Genomic DNA, 15,125 nt, shown 5'->3' with positions numbered 1-15,125 from the left:
CACTGCTGAACAGGGGGAGTCTTCTCCTGCGGGCGACGGCGGAGAAGAGGTGTGCAAAACCTTGCCGCATTCTTGACTGGCGCGGACCCGACGCCTGTGCGTCACACACCTCACGTGTCCTGCGCGTGCACGTCAGCTGTCGTACGCGCGCGCCACATACACCGTGCGCGGCGGAAGATACTCGATCACCGTCACCACCGTGCCCGGCTCCATGCGGTCCTGCGGTGAGGACGGGTACGCGAGGAAGTGCTCGGCGCCCCCGCGAATCCGTACGATCACCTCGCCGACCAGCCCCGGCCCCACCGTCCCGGTCACCCGGCCGAGCAGTCCCACCATCGACGAGTCATCCATGCCCCGGAGCGTACCCACGCAGGACCGGTCTGGAAGACTGCCCGACGCCATGAGCCAGTTACCCGAGCAGCCCTCCGAAGGTCCGGTCCCGACGAGCGCCGACGTGGCGCGACTCGCAGGAGTCTCCCGGGCCACCGTGTCGTACGTACTCAACAACAACTCGAGCGTGCGGATCAGTGATCCGACCCGTCGTCGGGTCAGGGAAGCAGCCGGCGAACTCGGCTACGTGCCGCACGCGGCGGCCCGAAGTCTGCGCGCCGGACACACCCGGATGGTGCTGCTGCCCACCGGTGGCCATCCGGCCGGACCGCTCCACCACCACTTCTTCCATGAGCTCGAGTCCGGCCTGCGCCGCCTCGACTACACCGTGGTCCAGCACGGCAGCCTCGGTCTGGACGCCCATGAGGCCGTCCGTGCCTGGGCCGAGCTGCGCCCCGTCGCCGTCGTCGCACCCGGCGGGATCGCCCTCACCCCGCAGGGCATCGCCGTGCTCCGGCGTTCCGGGGCCAGGGCGGTGATCACCCTCGGCCCGCAGCCGGTCGACGGTGCCCACGCCCTGGTCATGGACGAGCGGGAGGTGGGCAGTTGTGCAACCACGCATCTTCTGGAGCGCGGCCGCCGCCGGATCGGAGTGGTCATGCCCGAGGAACGGGGTGTCGGCGTGTTCGCCGAACCCCGGCTGGCCGGAGCCCGGCGGGCCGCGGCCGATGGCGGAGCCCGTATCGAACCGCTGCCCCTGCGGTACGAGGAGGAGTCGGCCGCCGTCCTCGCCGCGCGGTGGCGGACGCTCGGACTCGACGCCGTGTTCGCGTACAACGACGACTACGCGATGCTTCTGATGCGGGCGCTCCAGGACGCGGGCATCGACGTGCCCGGCGAGACCGCGGTGATCGGAGCCGAGGATCTGATGCTGGGCAGGCTGCTGAGGCCCCGGCTGAGCAGTGTGCGGATGGAACTGGCGACGGCGCAGCCGCTGGCCGATCTCGTCGACCGACTGGTACGGAACCCGGGGAGCGAGCCCGAGCGTCACGACCTGCTGAGTGCGCGGGCGATCCACCGCGAGTCGAGCTGAGGCGGCGGGGTTAGGTCGCCGGGCTCATCGGCGACAGCGCACGGGGTGGCCTGGCCCGGCGCTGCAACACGGCAGCGCGGCAACGTGCGCGCCGCGCGTCGCTTGCTTAGCGTCATGACCATGAGCTATCCACAGAGTTACGAGATCTTGCTCGTCCCCGGGTTCGCCGGCACCACGACCGGACCGGCCGAAGCCACCGAGCGCCCGGAAGCCACTGCCGAGACCGAGCACACCGAGGCTCCCGAGTCCGTCGCCGCCATCCGCTCGGCCGTCGTGGAGGCCACGGGCGAGACGGGGGCCTCGGGCTACCCCCGGTACGCCGGGGAGGGCATGGTGGCGGACATCGATCCGGTGACCCGGACCGTGGAGGCCCTACTGATCGACGGTGCCGAACTGGACTACGGCCTCTCGGTCAGGGTCTCGGAGCGGCAGACCCGAGGGGGCTGAGCCGGGACGCAGGAAACTTTCTTCTGCCGATGGAGAGTTGGGAGGGTTCCCTCGCTGCGTGACAGCAGCACGGAACGTCGGGTGCAAAAGGGAGCAGCAGTTCGATCAATTCCCTTGTCGGTGGGTGCCGCGTGGCTACGATGTTGCACGTTCAACCGAGCGAGGTCACGTTCGATCGCCGGACGCGGCTCGCACGGTTGCGCCGGATCGCGTCGTCCCGCGAAGCCGCGGCCGTACCCCGGCGCCCCACCGCATGGGACCACCCCTCGAACCGATCGACTGGAGAGTCTTCATGTCCCTGCTCGACCCCAAGGCCTGGCAGTCCCGCACGCTCGCGGGAGGTGAGTCGGACGTCGTCGAGCCGGCCACCGGCGAGGTGCTCGGACGAGTCACCCTCGCCGCGCCCGAGGACATCGCCGTGGCCGCCCGGTCCGCGGCCGCCGCCCAGGCCGCATGGTCCCGCACCCCGCACTTCGTCCGTGCCGCGGTCCTGCGCCGGGCCGGCGACCTGTTCACCGCGCACGCCGACGAACTGCGCGAATGGATCGTGCGGGAGTCGGGCTCGATCCCCGGCAAGGCCGACTTCGAGCTCCACGTCGCCGCCCAGGAGTGCTACGAGGCCGCCGCGCTCGCATCCCGGCCGACCGGTGAGGTACTGCCCAGCGAGGACGAGCGTCTCTCCTACACCCGGCGCGTCCCGGTCGGCGTCGTCGGCGTGATCGCCCCGTTCAACGCGCCGCTGATCCTCTCCATCCGGTCCGTCGCCCCCGCACTCGCCCTGGGCAACGCGGTCCTCCTCAAGCCCGACCCGCGCACCGCCGTCTGCGGCGGACTCGCGCTGGCGGCGGTGTTCGCCGAGGCCGGACTCGACGAACGCCTGCTGCACGTCCTGCCCGGCGGCGCGGAAGCCGGACAGGCACTGGTCGCCGACCCCCGCGTGCCGGTCATCTCCTTCACCGGCTCCACCGCGGCGGGCCGCGCCGTCGGCGAAGCTGCCGGACGGCTCCTCAAGCGAGCCCACCTGGAGCTCGGTGGCAACTCTGCCCTCGTCGTCCTGGAGGACGCCGACCTGGAGGGCGCGGTGGCCCAGGCCAGTTGGGGCTCGTTCTTCCATCAGGGCCAGATCTGCATGACCACCGGCCGGCACCTCGTACACGCTTCGCTGCTCGACGAGTACGTCGAACGGCTCGTCGCCAAGGCGGACGCGCTGGCGGTCGGCGACCCGCACCGTGAGCAGGTCCACCTGGGCCCGATCATCGACCGCGGCCAGCTCGGCAAGATCCACCGACTGGTCGAGTCGAGCACCGCAGGTGGCGCGAGGCTCGCGGCCGGTGGTACCCACCGCGACCTGTTCTACCGCCCCACCGTCCTCACCGACGTCGACGACCGTACGCCCGCCTACGCGGAGGAGGTCTTCGGCCCGGTGGCCCCCGTGCGGTCCTTCGAGACCCTGGACGAGGCCGCGGCGCTGGCCGCCGACAGCCCGTACGGACTCTCCCTCGGCATCGTCACCCGTGACACCACGCTCGGCCTGGAACTCGCGGACCGGATCCCGACCGGCATCGTCCACATCAACGACCAGACGGTGAACGACGAGGCGGTCGCGCCCTTCGGCGGCATCGCCGCGTCCGGCACCGGCGCACGGTTCGGCGGCGGGGCCAACCTGGAGGCCTTCACCGAGCTGCGCTGGACGACCGTGCGCCACGAACCGGCCGGCCACCCCTTCTAGGTCCTGTCCGCCTCCGCAACGCCAGGAGGGCCCGGCCATCGGCCGGGCCCTCCTCCACCCGCAGTTCGGGCGCGCAGACTACTGCTGCTGCTCCTTCTGCTGGTTCTCGATGGACTTGCGCACCTCGTCCATGTCCAGCTTCCGGGCCTGTCCGATGACGTCCTCCAGCGCAGCCTCCGGCAGCGCCCCGGGCTGGGCGAACACCGCCACATTGTCCCGGACGATCATCAGCGTCGGAATGGACTGGATCTCGAAGGCCGCCGCCAGCTCCTGCTGCGCCTCCGTATCGACCTTGGCGAAGACCAGGTCGTCGTGGCGCTCGGACGCCGCGTCGTAGACCGGCGCGAACTGCCGGCACGGGCCGCACCAGGAAGCCCAGAAGTCGATCAGGATGAACTCGTTCTCGCTGACGACCTGATCGAAGTTTTCTTTGGTGAGCTCAACGGTGCTCATGCTTCTGTACCTCTTCCTGTGCCCGTTCGGACCTCTACGGGACAACGGTGACTTCCTTTGCGCTATTCCGCCTGCCCATGTGGCCGCAGCCCACACCCCCCACCAGACTGTCCCCATGACAGATGCTGATGCGGTGAAGAACGCCGAATACGACGTCGTGGTGATCGGTGCGGGGCCGGTGGGGGAGAACGTGGCGGACCGCACCCGCGCGGCCGGGCTGAGTACGGCGGTCGTCGAGGTGGAGCTGGTCGGCGGCGAATGCTCCTACTGGGCCTGTATTCCCAGCAAGGCCCTGCTGCGCCCGGTCGTCGCCCGTGCCGACGCGCGCAGGGTCCCCGGCCTCAGCGACGCCGTACAAGGCCCGCTGGACACTGCCGCGATCCTCGCCCACCGTGACTGGTACGTCTCGGACTGGCACGACGACGGGCAGGTCGCCTGGCTGGAGGGCGTCGGTGCGGATCTCTACCGGGGCCAGGGCCGTCTGGCCGGTACGAAGCAGGTCTCCGTCACCGCTCCCGACGGCACCGAACACCGGCTGACCGCGCGGCACGCCGTCGCCGTCTGCACCGGCAGCAGCGCGGTGATTCCCGACCTGCCCGGAGTCGCCGATGCCCGCCCCTGGACCAGCCGGGAGGCCACCGCCGCGAAGGAGGTTCCGGGCCGCCTGGTGATCGTCGGCGGTGGGGTCGTCGGCGTGGAGATGGCCACCGTCTATCAGGCGCTCGGGGCCCAGGTCACGATGCTGATCCGTGGCAAGGGCCTGCTGCCGAAGATGGAGCCGTTCGCCGGTGAGCTGGTCGCCGAGTCGCTGACCGAGGCCGGAGCCGACATCCGTACTGGCGTCTCGGCCACCTCCGTCGACCGCACAGCGCCGGATGGCCCCGTCACCGTCGAACTGGACGACGGCGAGCGCATCGAGGCCGACGAGATCCTCTTCGCCACCGGCCGTGCCCCGCGCACCGACGACCTCGGGCTGGAGACGGTGGCCCTGAAGCCCGGATCCTGGCTTCCGGTCGACGACAGCTGCCGTGTGGAGGGCAGCAACTGGCTCTACGCCGTAGGCGACGTCAATCACCGGGCGCTCCTCACCCATCAGGGCAAGTACCAGGCCCGTATCGCGGGTGCCGCGATCGCCGCCCGCGCCCAGGGCGCCCCGCCGGCGACCGGGCGTTGGGGCGCCCACACCGCGACCGCCGACCATGCGGCGGTCCCCCAGGTGGTCTTCACCGACCCGGAAGCCGCGTCCGTCGGTCTCACCCTCGCCGGGGCGGAGCGGGCCGGCCATCGTGTACGCGCCGTGGACTACGACCTTGCCGCGGTCTCGGGCTCCGGCCTCTACGCGAGCGGTTACCGGGGCCGTGCCCGCATGGTCGTCGACCTCGACCGGGAGATCCTGCTCGGCGTCACCTTCGTCGGGCCCGGCATCGGCGAGCTGTTGCATTCGGCGACCGTCGCGGTCGCGGGCGAGGTCCCCATCGACCGGCTTTGGCACGCGGTCCCTTCCTTCCCCACGATCAGCGAGGTCTGGCTGCGCCTGCTGGAGACGTACCGCGGCTGAGCAGGGACGGTGAGCCGACGGGCGGCGGAACGGATCCCGACGTGACCGAGCGCCCCCGGGATCCGTCGCCCCCGTGTATCCGCAGGTTGCACCTGCGTCCCGAGGTGCGGACGGGCGGCGGCGAGCTCGTCGGGCGAAGCATCTCCCGGTTCTCACCAGTAGTGGCGCCGCCCGCCCATCCCGTGGCCGACAGCACCGAGAATCCACAGGATCGCGCCGATCACCACGAGGACGACGCCGATGGTCCACAAGATGGAAATGCCGGCCACCAGCCCGATCACGAGAAGAATGACTCCGAGGACGATCATTGCGTCCCCCAACCTTTCAGGGCCACCTTCGAGTACGCGCGCGAGCGTGCTTCTCCACGTGGCCGACGACTGCATCGCTCACACGGCCGTCCAGGGTCAGGAGACCGTGGCCCGGACCGCAACCGATCACGCCTGCCGATACCTTCTTCGCGATCAGGCGCTGAGCAGACGGTTGAAGAACGAGCGGTAGCGCTGAAGCGCTATGCGCAGATCCTCGGTGAGGACCTCCTCCCCCCGGCCCCACTGGCTCTCGAGCCCTTCCTTGCGGGATGCGAACGACCGGGCCAGCGTCTGCATGACCTCGGCGACCAAGGCGTCGGCCGTACGGACGGCATCCTGCGGATCGTCTACGAAGGCCGTCTGGACGGCCTGCCATTTGGACTTGAAGACCTCGGCTTCCTCGGGACCGAGAAGCGGCTCGTTCTCCTGGTCCTGCTCCGGCGCCGAAGCGTGCGGTGTACCGGCCACGGGCTGCTCCGGGGACGGGGAGCCCTCAGCGGCGTCCACAGTGGGCGAGGGAGCGTCCGCCGCTGCCGGCGGTGTTCCACGTTCTGCGTCTCGGTCGTCCCGAGGCCGGGCGAGATCCTCGGTGCTGAGTCCCGCGTCGGTCGCGCTGCTGTGGTCGCCTGCTCCACTGTGTTCGCGCTGCATGCTTGTTCACCTCGTCCGATTGGGTTTCGACGGGCTCTCGATCCGTGGCCCGCCGGTATACGCCGGCGCCGGGTCAAGCGTGTTGCTGCCCCGGCCTGTCGCCGTTGGTGAGCAGGTCGTCGAAGAGCGCGCGGTAGTGCACCATCGCGCCCCGCAGCTCCTCGGTGGTCGTCTGCCGGCCGCCGGCTCGTGCGTTGACTTCGTGGGCGGCCCGGTAATGCTCCAGCGTGCGCCCGTGTGCGACCGACAGGTCCTTCACCTGCTGCTCGTAGCCCTCGGTCGGGTAGCCACGTTCGTGCATGAGCCGGGTCACCAGCTGGTCCGCCTCACCGACCGCCTCCTGCGGACGGTCCACGAAGTGCTCCTGCACGCTGTTCCATTCCTGCGCGTACTGCTGACGGGCAGTCGAGGGCAGCGGCTTCACATCGAGGTCGTCGTGGCGTTGCTCGCGGTCGCGCAGATCACGCTCCGCCGCCGTGCGGCTGTCACCGGCCTCGACAGCGCGCTCGTACTCGGGTCCGAAACGTTCTTGCAGATGCCGCCGCCGAATGGCGAGCCGGACAATCACCGCGATGGCGACGAGCACTACCACCACTACGACGATGGCGACAATGATTCCCGTGGACATGTGGTCCTCCGATCGAGGGCAGCCCCATCCCCCGTCATGTGCGCTTCCCCCGTCATGTGCGGCTGCCTCAGTGGCCCGGCACCAGGCGGATATCCGATGGACCTGGGGAAACAGCCGAGGTTTCAGGCCGACGACACGGCCGATGGTCACCCATTTCGCGCGACCCGGTACGGCGAACCACTACACGACTCGCCTCTCCGGCTCCTGCTCCTCTTCCTCCTCGTCGGGCAGCTTCACGTCGGTCACCGTGATGTTGACCTCTACGACCTCCAGACCGGTCATCCGCTCGATGGCGGCGATCACTTCGGTCCGGATGTCGCCCGCGAGTTCGACGATCGGGAAGCCGTACTCGACGATGATCGACAGGTCGACCGCGGTCTGGACCTCGCCGACCTCGACCTTGACGCCGCCGGTGACGGACCGACCTCCCGCTCCGGGCACTCGCTCCCGCACGGTCCCCATACCGCGGCTGAATCCTCCGCCCATGCCCTGGACTCCGGGCACGCTCCGGGCCGCCAGCCCGGCGATCTTCGCCACCACGCCGTCGGCGATCGTGGTGCGCCCCCGTACCCCGGGTTCCGTTCGACGGCTTTCTCGGCGGTTTTCGCCCGATCCCGCCCCGTGCGTGGACTCGGACGGGCGGGTGGTCTCGGTCCGGCTCGCCTGCGTTTGATCGGTCATGCTCGGTCGCCCTTCCCATGAGGAGGTGGGCTCGATCGCCTTGGCCATCTTACGTACGATTTGTCCACATTGCCTGGCCGGAAGGGTCCGCGGCCGGGCCCGCCGCGGAGGGGAACGGGTCCTTGTGTGTGGGGGGCCTCGTGCGCCCGCCCTCCGACCGGGGCGGAAAGGCGAGAACCCATGGTGGAGCGGCGTAGGTGATCCCGCGAGCTTTCACGGAGACGACTGCCCCGGCTACCGTCCGTGCGCAGCTGGGGTCTCGTCGGTTCCGGGGCTCAGGGGCCGCCCGCAACGCAGATTCCAGCGCCCGGACCGACCGCTGAGCTCGGTCAGCGTCAGCGGAGCGACGTCCAACCGCCAGAAGGCCTGCGGCGGAAGGCCCAGCGCATGCACGATCGCGGCCCGCACCGCCGCGGGTTCGACCACGGCGAGCACGCTACCGTCATCGGCACCCTCCCCATGCAGTGAATCCAGCCAGCCGCCTACCCGGGCATGCAGATCCAGTAGCGACTCACCGTCGTGCGGGGCCGCCGAGGGGTCGGACAGCCAGTTCGACACCGCCTCCGGCTCGTCCCGGCTCACCTCCGCCAGCCGTTGTCCGCGCCAGCGCCCCAAGTCCCAGCGGCGAAGGGCGGGTTCGGGCTTCGATCGAAGCCCCAACGCCTCGGCGGTCCCGGTGCAACGCTCGTCCGAGCCGTGCACCCGGTGGTCGGCGGCAGGCACCTCGGCCGCGACCGCACGCGCTCGTCGGACGCCGGACGCGTCGAGCGGGGTGTCACCGTCGAAGCGGGCCTCGCGCAGCGCCACGTTGAGCGCCGGTGAGATCAACATCACCCGTACCGTGAACACCCGCGTCAACTCCCTGAACTGTGGCCTCTTCAGTAAGCACACCATGGCATCCAGGGCTGAGGGGTGGGCAGATGGTGCCATGGCGGCAGGGTGCTCCCAGACGGTATGGTCGCGACGAACATGACGACGGTGTGATGGAAGTCCGGTGAGAATCCGGCACGGTCGCGCCACTGTGAACCCGTATCCGTACGGGAAGTCAGACCCAGCACTGTCGTCTCAGGCACCACGATCGGGACGCGTGTTCCCCCAGGAGGTTCTGCCATGGCACAGACTGCTGCCCCCGCCGCCGTCGCATCACCCGCCATCACCCCCATCTCACTGAAGGCCATTGCCCCTTGGGCGGTCTTCTTCGGCATTCTCATGCTCGTCCTGCTGTACTTCGTCGGTGCCGAGCAGGGTGCCACCGCGGTCATCTCCGGCGAGGGTGTCCACGAGTGGGTCCACGACGGTCGCCACCTGCTCGGTTTCCCCTGCCACTGACCCACCGCGCAAGCCAGGGGAACCCCTCATGAACTCCATATCTGTCAGAGCCCTGCTGGTCCGCGGCATGCTGGCGGGCCTCGTCGCGGGTGCGCTCGCACTTGCCGTCGCCTACTTCCTCGGAGAGTCGCGGGTCGACGCGGCGATCGCCCTCGAAGAGGCGCACAGCCACGACCACGGCGGCGGCGAGGAACTCGTCAGCCGTGCCATGCAGTCCACGGCCGGCCTCGCCACCGGTGTCCTCGTCTTCGGCGTGGCCATCGGCGGCATCGCCGCGCTCGTCTTCTGCTACGCCCTCGGCCGCATCGGCACATTCGGCCCCCGGGCCACGGCCGCACTGATCGCGTTCGGCGCCCTGCTGACCGTGTATGTCGTGCCGTTCCTCAAATACCCGGCCAACCCGCCGGCCGTCGGCAACCCCGACACGATCGGCCAACGCACCGCCATGTTCTTCCTCATGGTCGCTCTGAGTGTGCTGCTCGCCGTTGCGGCCGTCATCCTCGGCAAGCGGCTGGCTCCTCGCCTGGGCAACTGGAACGCGACGATTGCCGCATCGGCCGCCTACGTCCTCGTCATCGGGCTCGCCTACGCCTTTCTGCCCTCGTTCAACGAGGTCGGCAAGGACTTCCCGGCAAGCCTGCTCTGGGAGTTCCGCCTCGCCACCCTCGCCGTTCAGGCCACGCTCTGGACCACTTTCGGTCTGGTCTTCGGCTACCTGACCGAACGGCTGCTGGTGCCGGCACCGCACCCGGTCCCGGCGGGGGACGGCACCGCGTCCCGCACGGCCACCGCTGCCGGCTGACCGGCCGAAACACCACTACGACCGAACCCGCCAGGAGCCGCCTGGCGGGTTCAGCCGTGGGAGGGGTCGAGACGCCCGGGTACCCGGCGTCATGATGGACGTCGGGCGGAGACCTGGGGAGAAGGCGCGTACCCGTCGGCTCCGTCCGTCGCCGTCGCTCCGCCCCCGCGTTCGGCCGCCCAGTCGATCCGATAGTGCCTCAGCAGGTCTTCCTCCCCGACGAAGCGCATACCGGCCGCTGCCATGACGTGCTGGGACGCGACGTTGTCGACGTCGGCGTCGCCCCTGACCGACGCGACACCCGCGGCCCGGGCGAACTCCAGCAGCGCGCGCAGAGCCTCGGAGGCGTACCCCTTGCCGCGCATCGCCGGTATCAGGCCGTAGCCGATCGTGACCTGCCCCCGGTCGTCCGGGGCACCGTGGAAACCGACTCCGCCGATGGCGTGCCCGTCCTCCCGGAGGCGGATCTCGTACGCGCCGAACGGGTGGGGATTGCCGGTGTCCGCGCAGTGTTCCAGGAAGTGCCTCGCGCCCGCCCTGTCGCCGTCGTTGGGATAGTCAGGTGCCCATAGGGCGTCCGGCCAGGGACGGCCTTCCACTACGTACTCGGCCTCGACCGGGGTCAGAGGGTGGAGCACGAGCCGCGTTGTCTCAAGAGCTTCCATGACTCGTCGGACTATCACGGCGGCAAGCCTCGACGCATCGGAATTTCGACGGACCGAAGCGTGGTAGCAACGATCCTAACGTTGCTACGTAAAGAGTGTAGCGACGCTACTCAAATGCTGTTAGCGTTGCTCCACCGGAAGCGGACATCACCGCACCCCTTCGAGCGGGAGCAACGCCTTGACTGAGCAGACCACCACCACCGCACGCCGGGTCGCGGTCGTCACGGGAGGATCCAGGGGCATCGGCCGGGAGAGCGCCGAGCGCCTGGCTGCCGACGGATTCGCCGTCGTCATCAACTACGCGGGCAACCGGACCGAGGCCGAGGCCGCCGTCGCGGCGATTGCCGCCGCAGGTGGCGAGGCGATCACCCACCGTGCGGACGTCGCCGACGAGGCCGCTGTGGCGGCGCTCTTCGATGCGGCGGAGGAGACCTTCGGGGGAGTCGACGTCGTCGTCCACGCCGCGGGCGTCATGACGCTCGCACCACTCGTCGACATGGATCTGGCGGGGCTGGACCGGATGTACCGCACCAACATCCGCGGCACCTTCGTCGTCGACCAGCAGGCGGCCCGCCGCCTGCGCGGCGGCGGAGCGATCATCAACTTCTCCAGCTCCGTGCTCTCGCTGGCCCTCCCCGGCTACAGCGCCTACGCCGCCACCAAAGGCGCGGTCGAGGCCATGACCCTGATCCTGGCCCGCGAACTGCGCGGCAGGGACATCACGGTCAACGCGGTGGCCCCCGGGCCGACCGCCACCGCTCTCTTCCTCGACGGCAAGGACGAGGCGGTCATCGAGAAGCTCGCCGGCCAGGCGCCGCTGGAGCGCCTCGGGACTCCGCAGGACATCGCGGAGGTCGTCGCCTTCCTCGCCGGTCCCGCCCGCTGGGTCAACGGTCAGGTCGTGCGTGCCAACGGCGGCATCGTCTGACCCCGCCCGCTGCGGCCGGAGACTGCCGCCGCTACGACCGCGTCACCTCTTCCTTCTCTTCTTCTCCTTCACCGACCGAAAGACCGAGGACTGAGTCATGAGCAAGACCATCGTCATCACCGGCGCGGGATCCGGCTTCGGTGCCCTGTCTGCCCGCGCTCTGGCAGACGAGGGCCACACCGTCTTCGCGGCCATGCGCAACACCACGACACGCAACGCCGCACGGGTGGCCGAGGCGGTGGCGTACGCCGCCGAGCACCAGGTGGACCTGCGGACGGTCGAACTCGACGTGCTGTCCCAGGAGTCGGTGGACGCCGCAGTGGCCACCGTCCTCGCCGATGCCGGCCGGCTGGACGTGATCATTCACAACGCCGGACATATGGTCACCGGCCCCGCCGAGGCGTTCACGCCCGAGGAGCTCGCGGCGGTCTACGACACCAATGTGCTCGGCACCCAGCGCGTCAACCGGGCAGCCCTCCCGTACCTGCGCGCCCAGGAAAGCGGACTGGTCGTATGGGTGGGGTCCACGTCCACCAGAGGCGGCACCCCGCCCTATCTCGCCCCGTACTTCGCGGCCAAGTCCGCCATGGACGCGCTTGCCGTCTCGTACGCCGCCGAGCTGGCCCGCTTCAACATCGAGACCACCATCGTCGTACCCGGCTCCTTCACCTCCGGCACCGACCACTTCGTCACCGGCGGCCACCCCGCCGACCTGACCGTCGTCCCGGCGTACGAAGAGCGCTACGCAGGGATGATGGACCAGGTCTCCGAACGCCTGGCCGCTCTCGCGCCCGCCGACGCCGACGCCTCCCAGGTCGCCGACGCCATCGTCCGGGTGGTCGGGACGGAGCACGGCAAGCGCCCCTTCCGGGTCCACATCGACCCCGTCGACGACGGCAGCGAAACGGTCAGCGCCGTCGCCGACCACATACGCTCCGAGTTCCTCACCCGCATCGGCCTCGACGACCTGTTGGTTCCCCGTGCAGCGCGCTGACCTCCGCGTGCTCCCCTTGATAGCGTCCGTTCGATGAGCACTCGTGCACGCATCCTGGAAGTGGCGGCCGCCCTGGTCGCGAAGTCGCCGGACGGGGGCATCTCCACCCGGGCCGTGTGCGAGGCCGCGCAGGTGGGGGCGCCGGCCCTCTACCGGTACTTCGGTGACAAGGAAGGACTGCTCTCGGCCGTCGTCGATCACGGCTTCGATGCGTACCTGGCTACGAAGCGGGAGCGCGGCGACACCGCGGACCCGGTCCAGGACCTGCGCGACGGCTGGGACAGTCACGTCGAGTTCGCCCTGCGCAATCCGAACTTGTACCGACTGATGAATTCCCCCGCCATGCGCACCCCGCCGGCCGCGGCGCTCGAATCGCATCGGATCCTCACCAGGGACCTGGAGCGGGCCGCAGCACAGGGAAGGCTGCGGATTGCGCCCGAGCAGGCCGCCCAGATGATCATGTCTGCCAATGTCGGCGTCGCGCTGATGCTGGTCGCCCGCCCGGCGACGTTCACCGACGACGGCATTTCCGTCCGGGTACGCGATGCGGTGCACGCGGCTGTGTTCGTACCCGAAGCGAGCGGCAGTCAGCCGGAGGACGCGGGTGAGGCGCAACTCCCCTCCACCGCCAACCGGCTGCGGGCCCTGTTGCACGCCTCTCCTCACGCCGGACTCAGCAAGGCCGAATCGGCCCTGATGACCGAATGGCTGGTGCGCGTGACGAACGCTGCGGGAAGCCGGGCCGCGGACGACGCGGAAACCGATCGCTCCGGCTGAGGCGCCGAACCCTGAGGGGCAGGATGCCGAAGGCCGGTGACCGCCCGGCGACGCCGGCCCCCGACAGCGCGCCCGGTCGACTGCCTCCTGCATCCGCCCACGGGCCACCCGAAGGCGCTCCGCCTCAGATGTCCGAGTCGTCCCCGAAGTCCCCGGACATCGCCGCCGCCATCCGGAGGTGCGGCGTCGCCTCGGCCTGCCGTCCCTGCCGCTCCAGCGTGCGGCCGAGCATCAGCCGTGCGTAGTGCTCGACGGGGTCGCGCTCCAGTACAGCCCGCAGTTCCGTCTCGGCCTTACCGAGCCGTGCCGAGTGGTAGTAGGCACGGGCCAGCAGCAGCCGCGGGGCCACCTGCTCCGGCGCTTCCTCGACCAGCCCACCCAGGATCCGGGCCGCGGTGAGGTACTCCTTCGCCTCGAAGAACATCCGGGCGCGGTCCCAGCGGTCGGCTGCGGTACCGAACTCGAAGTAGCTGTCGTTCACTTGTCCTCCTCGGTCGCGACCATCCCGGTTCCTGCCGGTCGAGCGTCCGCTCGTCCGCCCAGCCGTTCGTTCGCCGTTGACAACACAGCATAATGGTTGAACATTCCACTAATATTTCGGCGTGGGTATCGATCACCCACGCCCGCACGGGAATAGGTTGAGCGCCATGAGTAATCTCGATCGCCAGGCCGCACTCTCCGTCTGTGGAGGGCGGGGTTTTGTCGTCGCCGAGCCGGTGCGTGAACTTCTCGCCCCGCGCCACGTCCAGCTCGGCGAGTCCACCGAGGTCCGTCGGTTGCTGCCCAATCTCGGCCGGCGCATGGTCGGAGCCTGGGCCTTCGTGGATCATTACGGCCCCGACGACATCGCCGACGAGCCCGGGATGCAGGTCCCCCCGCACCCCCACATGGGTCTGCAGACGGTCAGCTGGCTCCATGAGGGCGAGGTGCTGCACCGCGACAGCCTGGGCAGTCTGCAGACGGTCCGCCCGCGCGAACTGGGGCTGATGACCTCCGGCCGGGCGATCAGCCACTCCGAGGAGAGCCCGAAGCCGCACGCCCGTCTTCTGCACGGCGCCCAGCTCTGGGTGGCCCTGCCCGACGCGCACCGGCAGGTCGAGCCGCACTTCCAGCACCACACCGAGCTGCCCACCGTCATCGCGCCCGGCCTCACCGCCACGGTGATCCTCGGCGAACTCGACGGCGCCACCTCACCCGGCACGGCTTACACCCCGATCGTCGGCGCAGACATCGCTCTGACGGACGGCGCCGAGGCGCGACTGCCGCTCGACCCCGACTTCGAGTACGCAGTGCTGTCGATGTCCGGCGAGGCGGAGGTCGACGGCGTGCCCGTGCAGCCCGGATCGATGCTCTACCTCGGCTGCGGCCGCACCGAACTCCCTCTGCGTGCCGCCTCCGACGCGGGCCTCATGCTTCTGGGCGGTGAGCCGTTCGAGGAAGAGATCGTCATGTGGTGGAACTTCATCGGCCGTTCCCACGAGGAGATCGAAGAGGCCCGGAGGGACTGGATGGAAGGGGCCCGCTTCGGAGAGGTGAAGGGCTATGACGGCGGACGGCTGGCCGCCCCCGAACTGCCGCCGGTGGCACTCAAACCGCGGGGGCGGGTGCGCTGAGCTGGGGTGCCGGCAGGCGCGACAGGCGCGGCCTTCGTCGTACCGGGCGACTGTTGTCCCGAGTGGTGCCCGAGCCTGGTCGTGCGGTGCCCGGCGTCGGACCGGTCTCTGCCCTCGGCAGGCCGACCGCCTCGCCGCA

19 protein-coding genes and 1 riboswitch are annotated in these 15,125 nt (G+C 69.9%); of the genes, 10 read left to right on the top strand and 9 right to left on the bottom strand.

Annotated elements, in window-relative coordinates:
• Nucleotides 1–132: 132 nt before the first annotated feature.
• Nucleotides 133–351 carry a hypothetical protein gene (locus ACFYP5_RS11835; protein WP_389033831.1) on the bottom strand — a complete coding sequence of 73 codons (219 nt, stop codon included), beginning with the start codon at nt 349–351 and terminating at the stop codon, nt 133–135.
• 49 nt (nt 352–400) lie between these two features.
• On the opposite strand from ACFYP5_RS11835, the gene ACFYP5_RS11830 reads away from it, so the two are divergent.
• From ACFYP5_RS11830 to ACFYP5_RS11820, 3 genes are all read left to right on the top strand, one after another.
• On the top strand, nt 401–1,423 hold the full coding sequence (locus ACFYP5_RS11830) for a LacI family DNA-binding transcriptional regulator (protein WP_389033829.1): 1,023 nt from the start codon (nt 401–403) through the stop codon (nt 1,421–1,423).
• A gap of 120 nt (nt 1,424–1,543) precedes the next feature.
• Nucleotides 1,544–1,870: a hypothetical protein gene (locus tag ACFYP5_RS11825; protein ID WP_389033826.1), complete on the top strand. Its 327-nt coding sequence runs from the start codon at nt 1,544–1,546 to the stop codon at nt 1,868–1,870.
• A 292-nt stretch (nt 1,871–2,162) separates the two neighbouring features.
• Entirely contained in the window at nt 2,163–3,599 is a 1,437-nt protein-coding gene (locus ACFYP5_RS11820) for an aldehyde dehydrogenase family protein (RefSeq protein ID WP_389033823.1), read from the top strand.
• Nucleotides 3,600–3,677: 78 nt separating this feature from the next.
• Here the strand turns inward: ACFYP5_RS11820 and trxA are convergent, their stop codons facing one another.
• Entirely contained in the window at nt 3,678–4,052 is a 375-nt protein-coding gene (trxA, locus tag ACFYP5_RS11815) for a thioredoxin (protein WP_030933996.1), read from the bottom strand.
• Nucleotides 4,053–4,167: 115 nt separating this feature from the next.
• Between trxA and ACFYP5_RS11810 the strand changes: the two genes are divergently transcribed.
• A complete protein-coding gene (locus ACFYP5_RS11810; RefSeq protein WP_389033820.1) occupies nt 4,168–5,610 on the top strand; it encodes a dihydrolipoyl dehydrogenase family protein in 1,443 nt (480 codons plus the stop codon).
• Nucleotides 5,611–5,762: 152 nt separating this feature from the next.
• On the opposite strand, the gene ACFYP5_RS11805 is transcribed toward ACFYP5_RS11810, so the two are convergent.
• The 5 genes from ACFYP5_RS11805 to ACFYP5_RS11785 form a co-directional block, all read right to left on the bottom strand.
• Nucleotides 5,763–5,918: a DUF6131 family protein gene (locus tag ACFYP5_RS11805; RefSeq protein WP_389033817.1), complete on the bottom strand. Its 156-nt coding sequence runs from the start codon at nt 5,916–5,918 to the stop codon at nt 5,763–5,765.
• 153 nt (nt 5,919–6,071) lie between these two features.
• Entirely contained in the window at nt 6,072–6,386 is a 315-nt protein-coding gene (locus tag ACFYP5_RS11800; protein WP_389033816.1) for a hypothetical protein, read from the bottom strand.
• Nucleotides 6,387–6,642: 256 nt separating this feature from the next.
• On the bottom strand, nt 6,643–7,197 hold the full coding sequence (locus ACFYP5_RS11795; RefSeq protein ID WP_389033814.1) for a hypothetical protein: 555 nt from the start codon (nt 7,195–7,197) through the stop codon (nt 6,643–6,645).
• A gap of 180 nt (nt 7,198–7,377) precedes the next feature.
• Nucleotides 7,378–7,878: an Asp23/Gls24 family envelope stress response protein gene (locus ACFYP5_RS11790; RefSeq protein ID WP_389033812.1), complete on the bottom strand. Its 501-nt coding sequence runs from the start codon at nt 7,876–7,878 to the stop codon at nt 7,378–7,380.
• Nucleotides 7,879–8,112: 234 nt separating this feature from the next.
• Nucleotides 8,113–8,709: a histidine phosphatase family protein gene (locus ACFYP5_RS11785; RefSeq protein WP_389033810.1), complete on the bottom strand. Its 597-nt coding sequence runs from the start codon at nt 8,707–8,709 to the stop codon at nt 8,113–8,115.
• Nucleotides 8,710–8,836: 127 nt separating this feature from the next.
• A riboswitch (adenosylcobalamin (AdoCbl) riboswitch) is annotated at nt 8,837–8,985 on the top strand.
• Between the two features lie 3 nt (nt 8,986–8,988).
• On the opposite strand from ACFYP5_RS11785, the gene ACFYP5_RS11780 reads away from it, so the two are divergent.
• Nucleotides 8,989–9,207 carry a CbtB domain-containing protein gene (locus ACFYP5_RS11780; RefSeq protein ID WP_030980799.1) on the top strand — a complete coding sequence of 73 codons (219 nt, stop codon included), beginning with the start codon at nt 8,989–8,991 and terminating at the stop codon, nt 9,205–9,207.
• 28 nt (nt 9,208–9,235) lie between these two features.
• Complete coding sequence (locus ACFYP5_RS11775; protein ID WP_389033807.1) at nt 9,236–10,009, top strand: CbtA family protein; 774 nt, start codon at nt 9,236–9,238, stop codon at nt 10,007–10,009.
• Nucleotides 10,010–10,098: 89 nt separating this feature from the next.
• On the opposite strand, the gene ACFYP5_RS11770 is transcribed toward ACFYP5_RS11775, so the two are convergent.
• The gene (locus tag ACFYP5_RS11770) at nt 10,099–10,647 is read right to left on the bottom strand and encodes a GNAT family N-acetyltransferase (RefSeq protein WP_389033804.1); all 549 of its coding nucleotides are present in this window, start codon (nt 10,645–10,647) and stop codon (nt 10,099–10,101) included.
• A gap of 205 nt (nt 10,648–10,852) precedes the next feature.
• On the opposite strand from ACFYP5_RS11770, the gene ACFYP5_RS11765 reads away from it, so the two are divergent.
• From ACFYP5_RS11765 to ACFYP5_RS11755, 3 genes are all read left to right on the top strand, one after another.
• Nucleotides 10,853–11,602: an SDR family oxidoreductase gene (locus tag ACFYP5_RS11765; RefSeq protein ID WP_389033802.1), complete on the top strand. Its 750-nt coding sequence runs from the start codon at nt 10,853–10,855 to the stop codon at nt 11,600–11,602.
• Nucleotides 11,603–11,699: 97 nt separating this feature from the next.
• Nucleotides 11,700–12,596 (top strand): SDR family oxidoreductase, encoded by an 897-nt coding sequence (locus tag ACFYP5_RS11760; protein ID WP_389033799.1) that lies wholly within the window; start codon nt 11,700–11,702, stop codon nt 12,594–12,596.
• A 33-nt stretch (nt 12,597–12,629) separates the two neighbouring features.
• Nucleotides 12,630–13,373 (top strand): TetR/AcrR family transcriptional regulator, encoded by a 744-nt coding sequence (locus ACFYP5_RS11755; RefSeq protein ID WP_389033798.1) that lies wholly within the window; start codon nt 12,630–12,632, stop codon nt 13,371–13,373.
• Between the two features lie 124 nt (nt 13,374–13,497).
• Here the strand turns inward: ACFYP5_RS11755 and ACFYP5_RS11750 are convergent, their stop codons facing one another.
• Nucleotides 13,498–13,854, bottom strand: coding sequence for a tetratricopeptide repeat protein (locus ACFYP5_RS11750; protein WP_389033796.1), 357 nt, complete (start codon nt 13,852–13,854; stop codon nt 13,498–13,500).
• Nucleotides 13,855–14,020: 166 nt separating this feature from the next.
• Here ACFYP5_RS11750 and ACFYP5_RS11745 point away from each other — a divergent pair, with 166 nt between their 5' ends.
• Complete coding sequence (locus tag ACFYP5_RS11745) at nt 14,021–14,986, top strand: pirin family protein (RefSeq protein WP_389033793.1); 966 nt, start codon at nt 14,021–14,023, stop codon at nt 14,984–14,986.
• The last annotated feature ends 139 nt before the right edge of the window (nt 14,987–15,125 follow it).

The sequence above is a fragment of the Streptomyces sp. NPDC005262 genome (assembly GCF_042872425.1).
GTDB lineage: Bacteria > Actinomycetota > Actinomycetes > Streptomycetales > Streptomycetaceae > Streptomyces.
This window is presented reverse-complemented; position numbering and strand designations above follow the sequence as displayed.

What these genes read in the sequence shown, in the direction of transcription:
- ACFYP5_RS11835 (WP_389033831.1), bottom strand. Translation starts at nt 351, where the DNA reads ATGGATGACTCGTCGATGGTGGGACTGCTCGGCCGGGTGACCGGGACG.
- ACFYP5_RS11810 (WP_389033820.1), top strand. Translation starts at nt 4,168, where the DNA reads ATGACAGATGCTGATGCGGTGAAGAACGCCGAATACGACGTCGTGGTG.
- ACFYP5_RS11825 (WP_389033826.1), top strand. Translation starts at nt 1,544, where the DNA reads ATGAGCTATCCACAGAGTTACGAGATCTTGCTCGTCCCCGGGTTCGCC.
- ACFYP5_RS11775 (WP_389033807.1), top strand. Translation starts at nt 9,236, where the DNA reads ATGAACTCCATATCTGTCAGAGCCCTGCTGGTCCGCGGCATGCTGGCG.
- ACFYP5_RS11795 (WP_389033814.1), bottom strand. Translation starts at nt 7,197, where the DNA reads ATGTCCACGGGAATCATTGTCGCCATCGTCGTAGTGGTGGTAGTGCTC.
- ACFYP5_RS11830 (WP_389033829.1), top strand. Translation starts at nt 401, where the DNA reads ATGAGCCAGTTACCCGAGCAGCCCTCCGAAGGTCCGGTCCCGACGAGC.
- ACFYP5_RS11760 (WP_389033799.1), top strand. Translation starts at nt 11,700, where the DNA reads ATGAGCAAGACCATCGTCATCACCGGCGCGGGATCCGGCTTCGGTGCC.
- ACFYP5_RS11820 (WP_389033823.1), top strand. Translation starts at nt 2,163, where the DNA reads ATGTCCCTGCTCGACCCCAAGGCCTGGCAGTCCCGCACGCTCGCGGGA.
- ACFYP5_RS11785 (WP_389033810.1), bottom strand. Translation starts at nt 8,709, where the DNA reads ATGTTGATCTCACCGGCGCTCAACGTGGCGCTGCGCGAGGCCCGCTTC.
- ACFYP5_RS11755 (WP_389033798.1), top strand. Translation starts at nt 12,630, where the DNA reads ATGAGCACTCGTGCACGCATCCTGGAAGTGGCGGCCGCCCTGGTCGCG.
- ACFYP5_RS11780 (WP_030980799.1), top strand. Translation starts at nt 8,989, where the DNA reads ATGGCACAGACTGCTGCCCCCGCCGCCGTCGCATCACCCGCCATCACC.
- trxA (WP_030933996.1), bottom strand. Translation starts at nt 4,052, where the DNA reads ATGAGCACCGTTGAGCTCACCAAAGAAAACTTCGATCAGGTCGTCAGC.
- ACFYP5_RS11805 (WP_389033817.1), bottom strand. Translation starts at nt 5,918, where the DNA reads ATGATCGTCCTCGGAGTCATTCTTCTCGTGATCGGGCTGGTGGCCGGC.
- ACFYP5_RS11790 (WP_389033812.1), bottom strand. Translation starts at nt 7,878, where the DNA reads ATGACCGATCAAACGCAGGCGAGCCGGACCGAGACCACCCGCCCGTCC.
- ACFYP5_RS11745 (WP_389033793.1), top strand. Translation starts at nt 14,021, where the DNA reads ATGAGTAATCTCGATCGCCAGGCCGCACTCTCCGTCTGTGGAGGGCGG.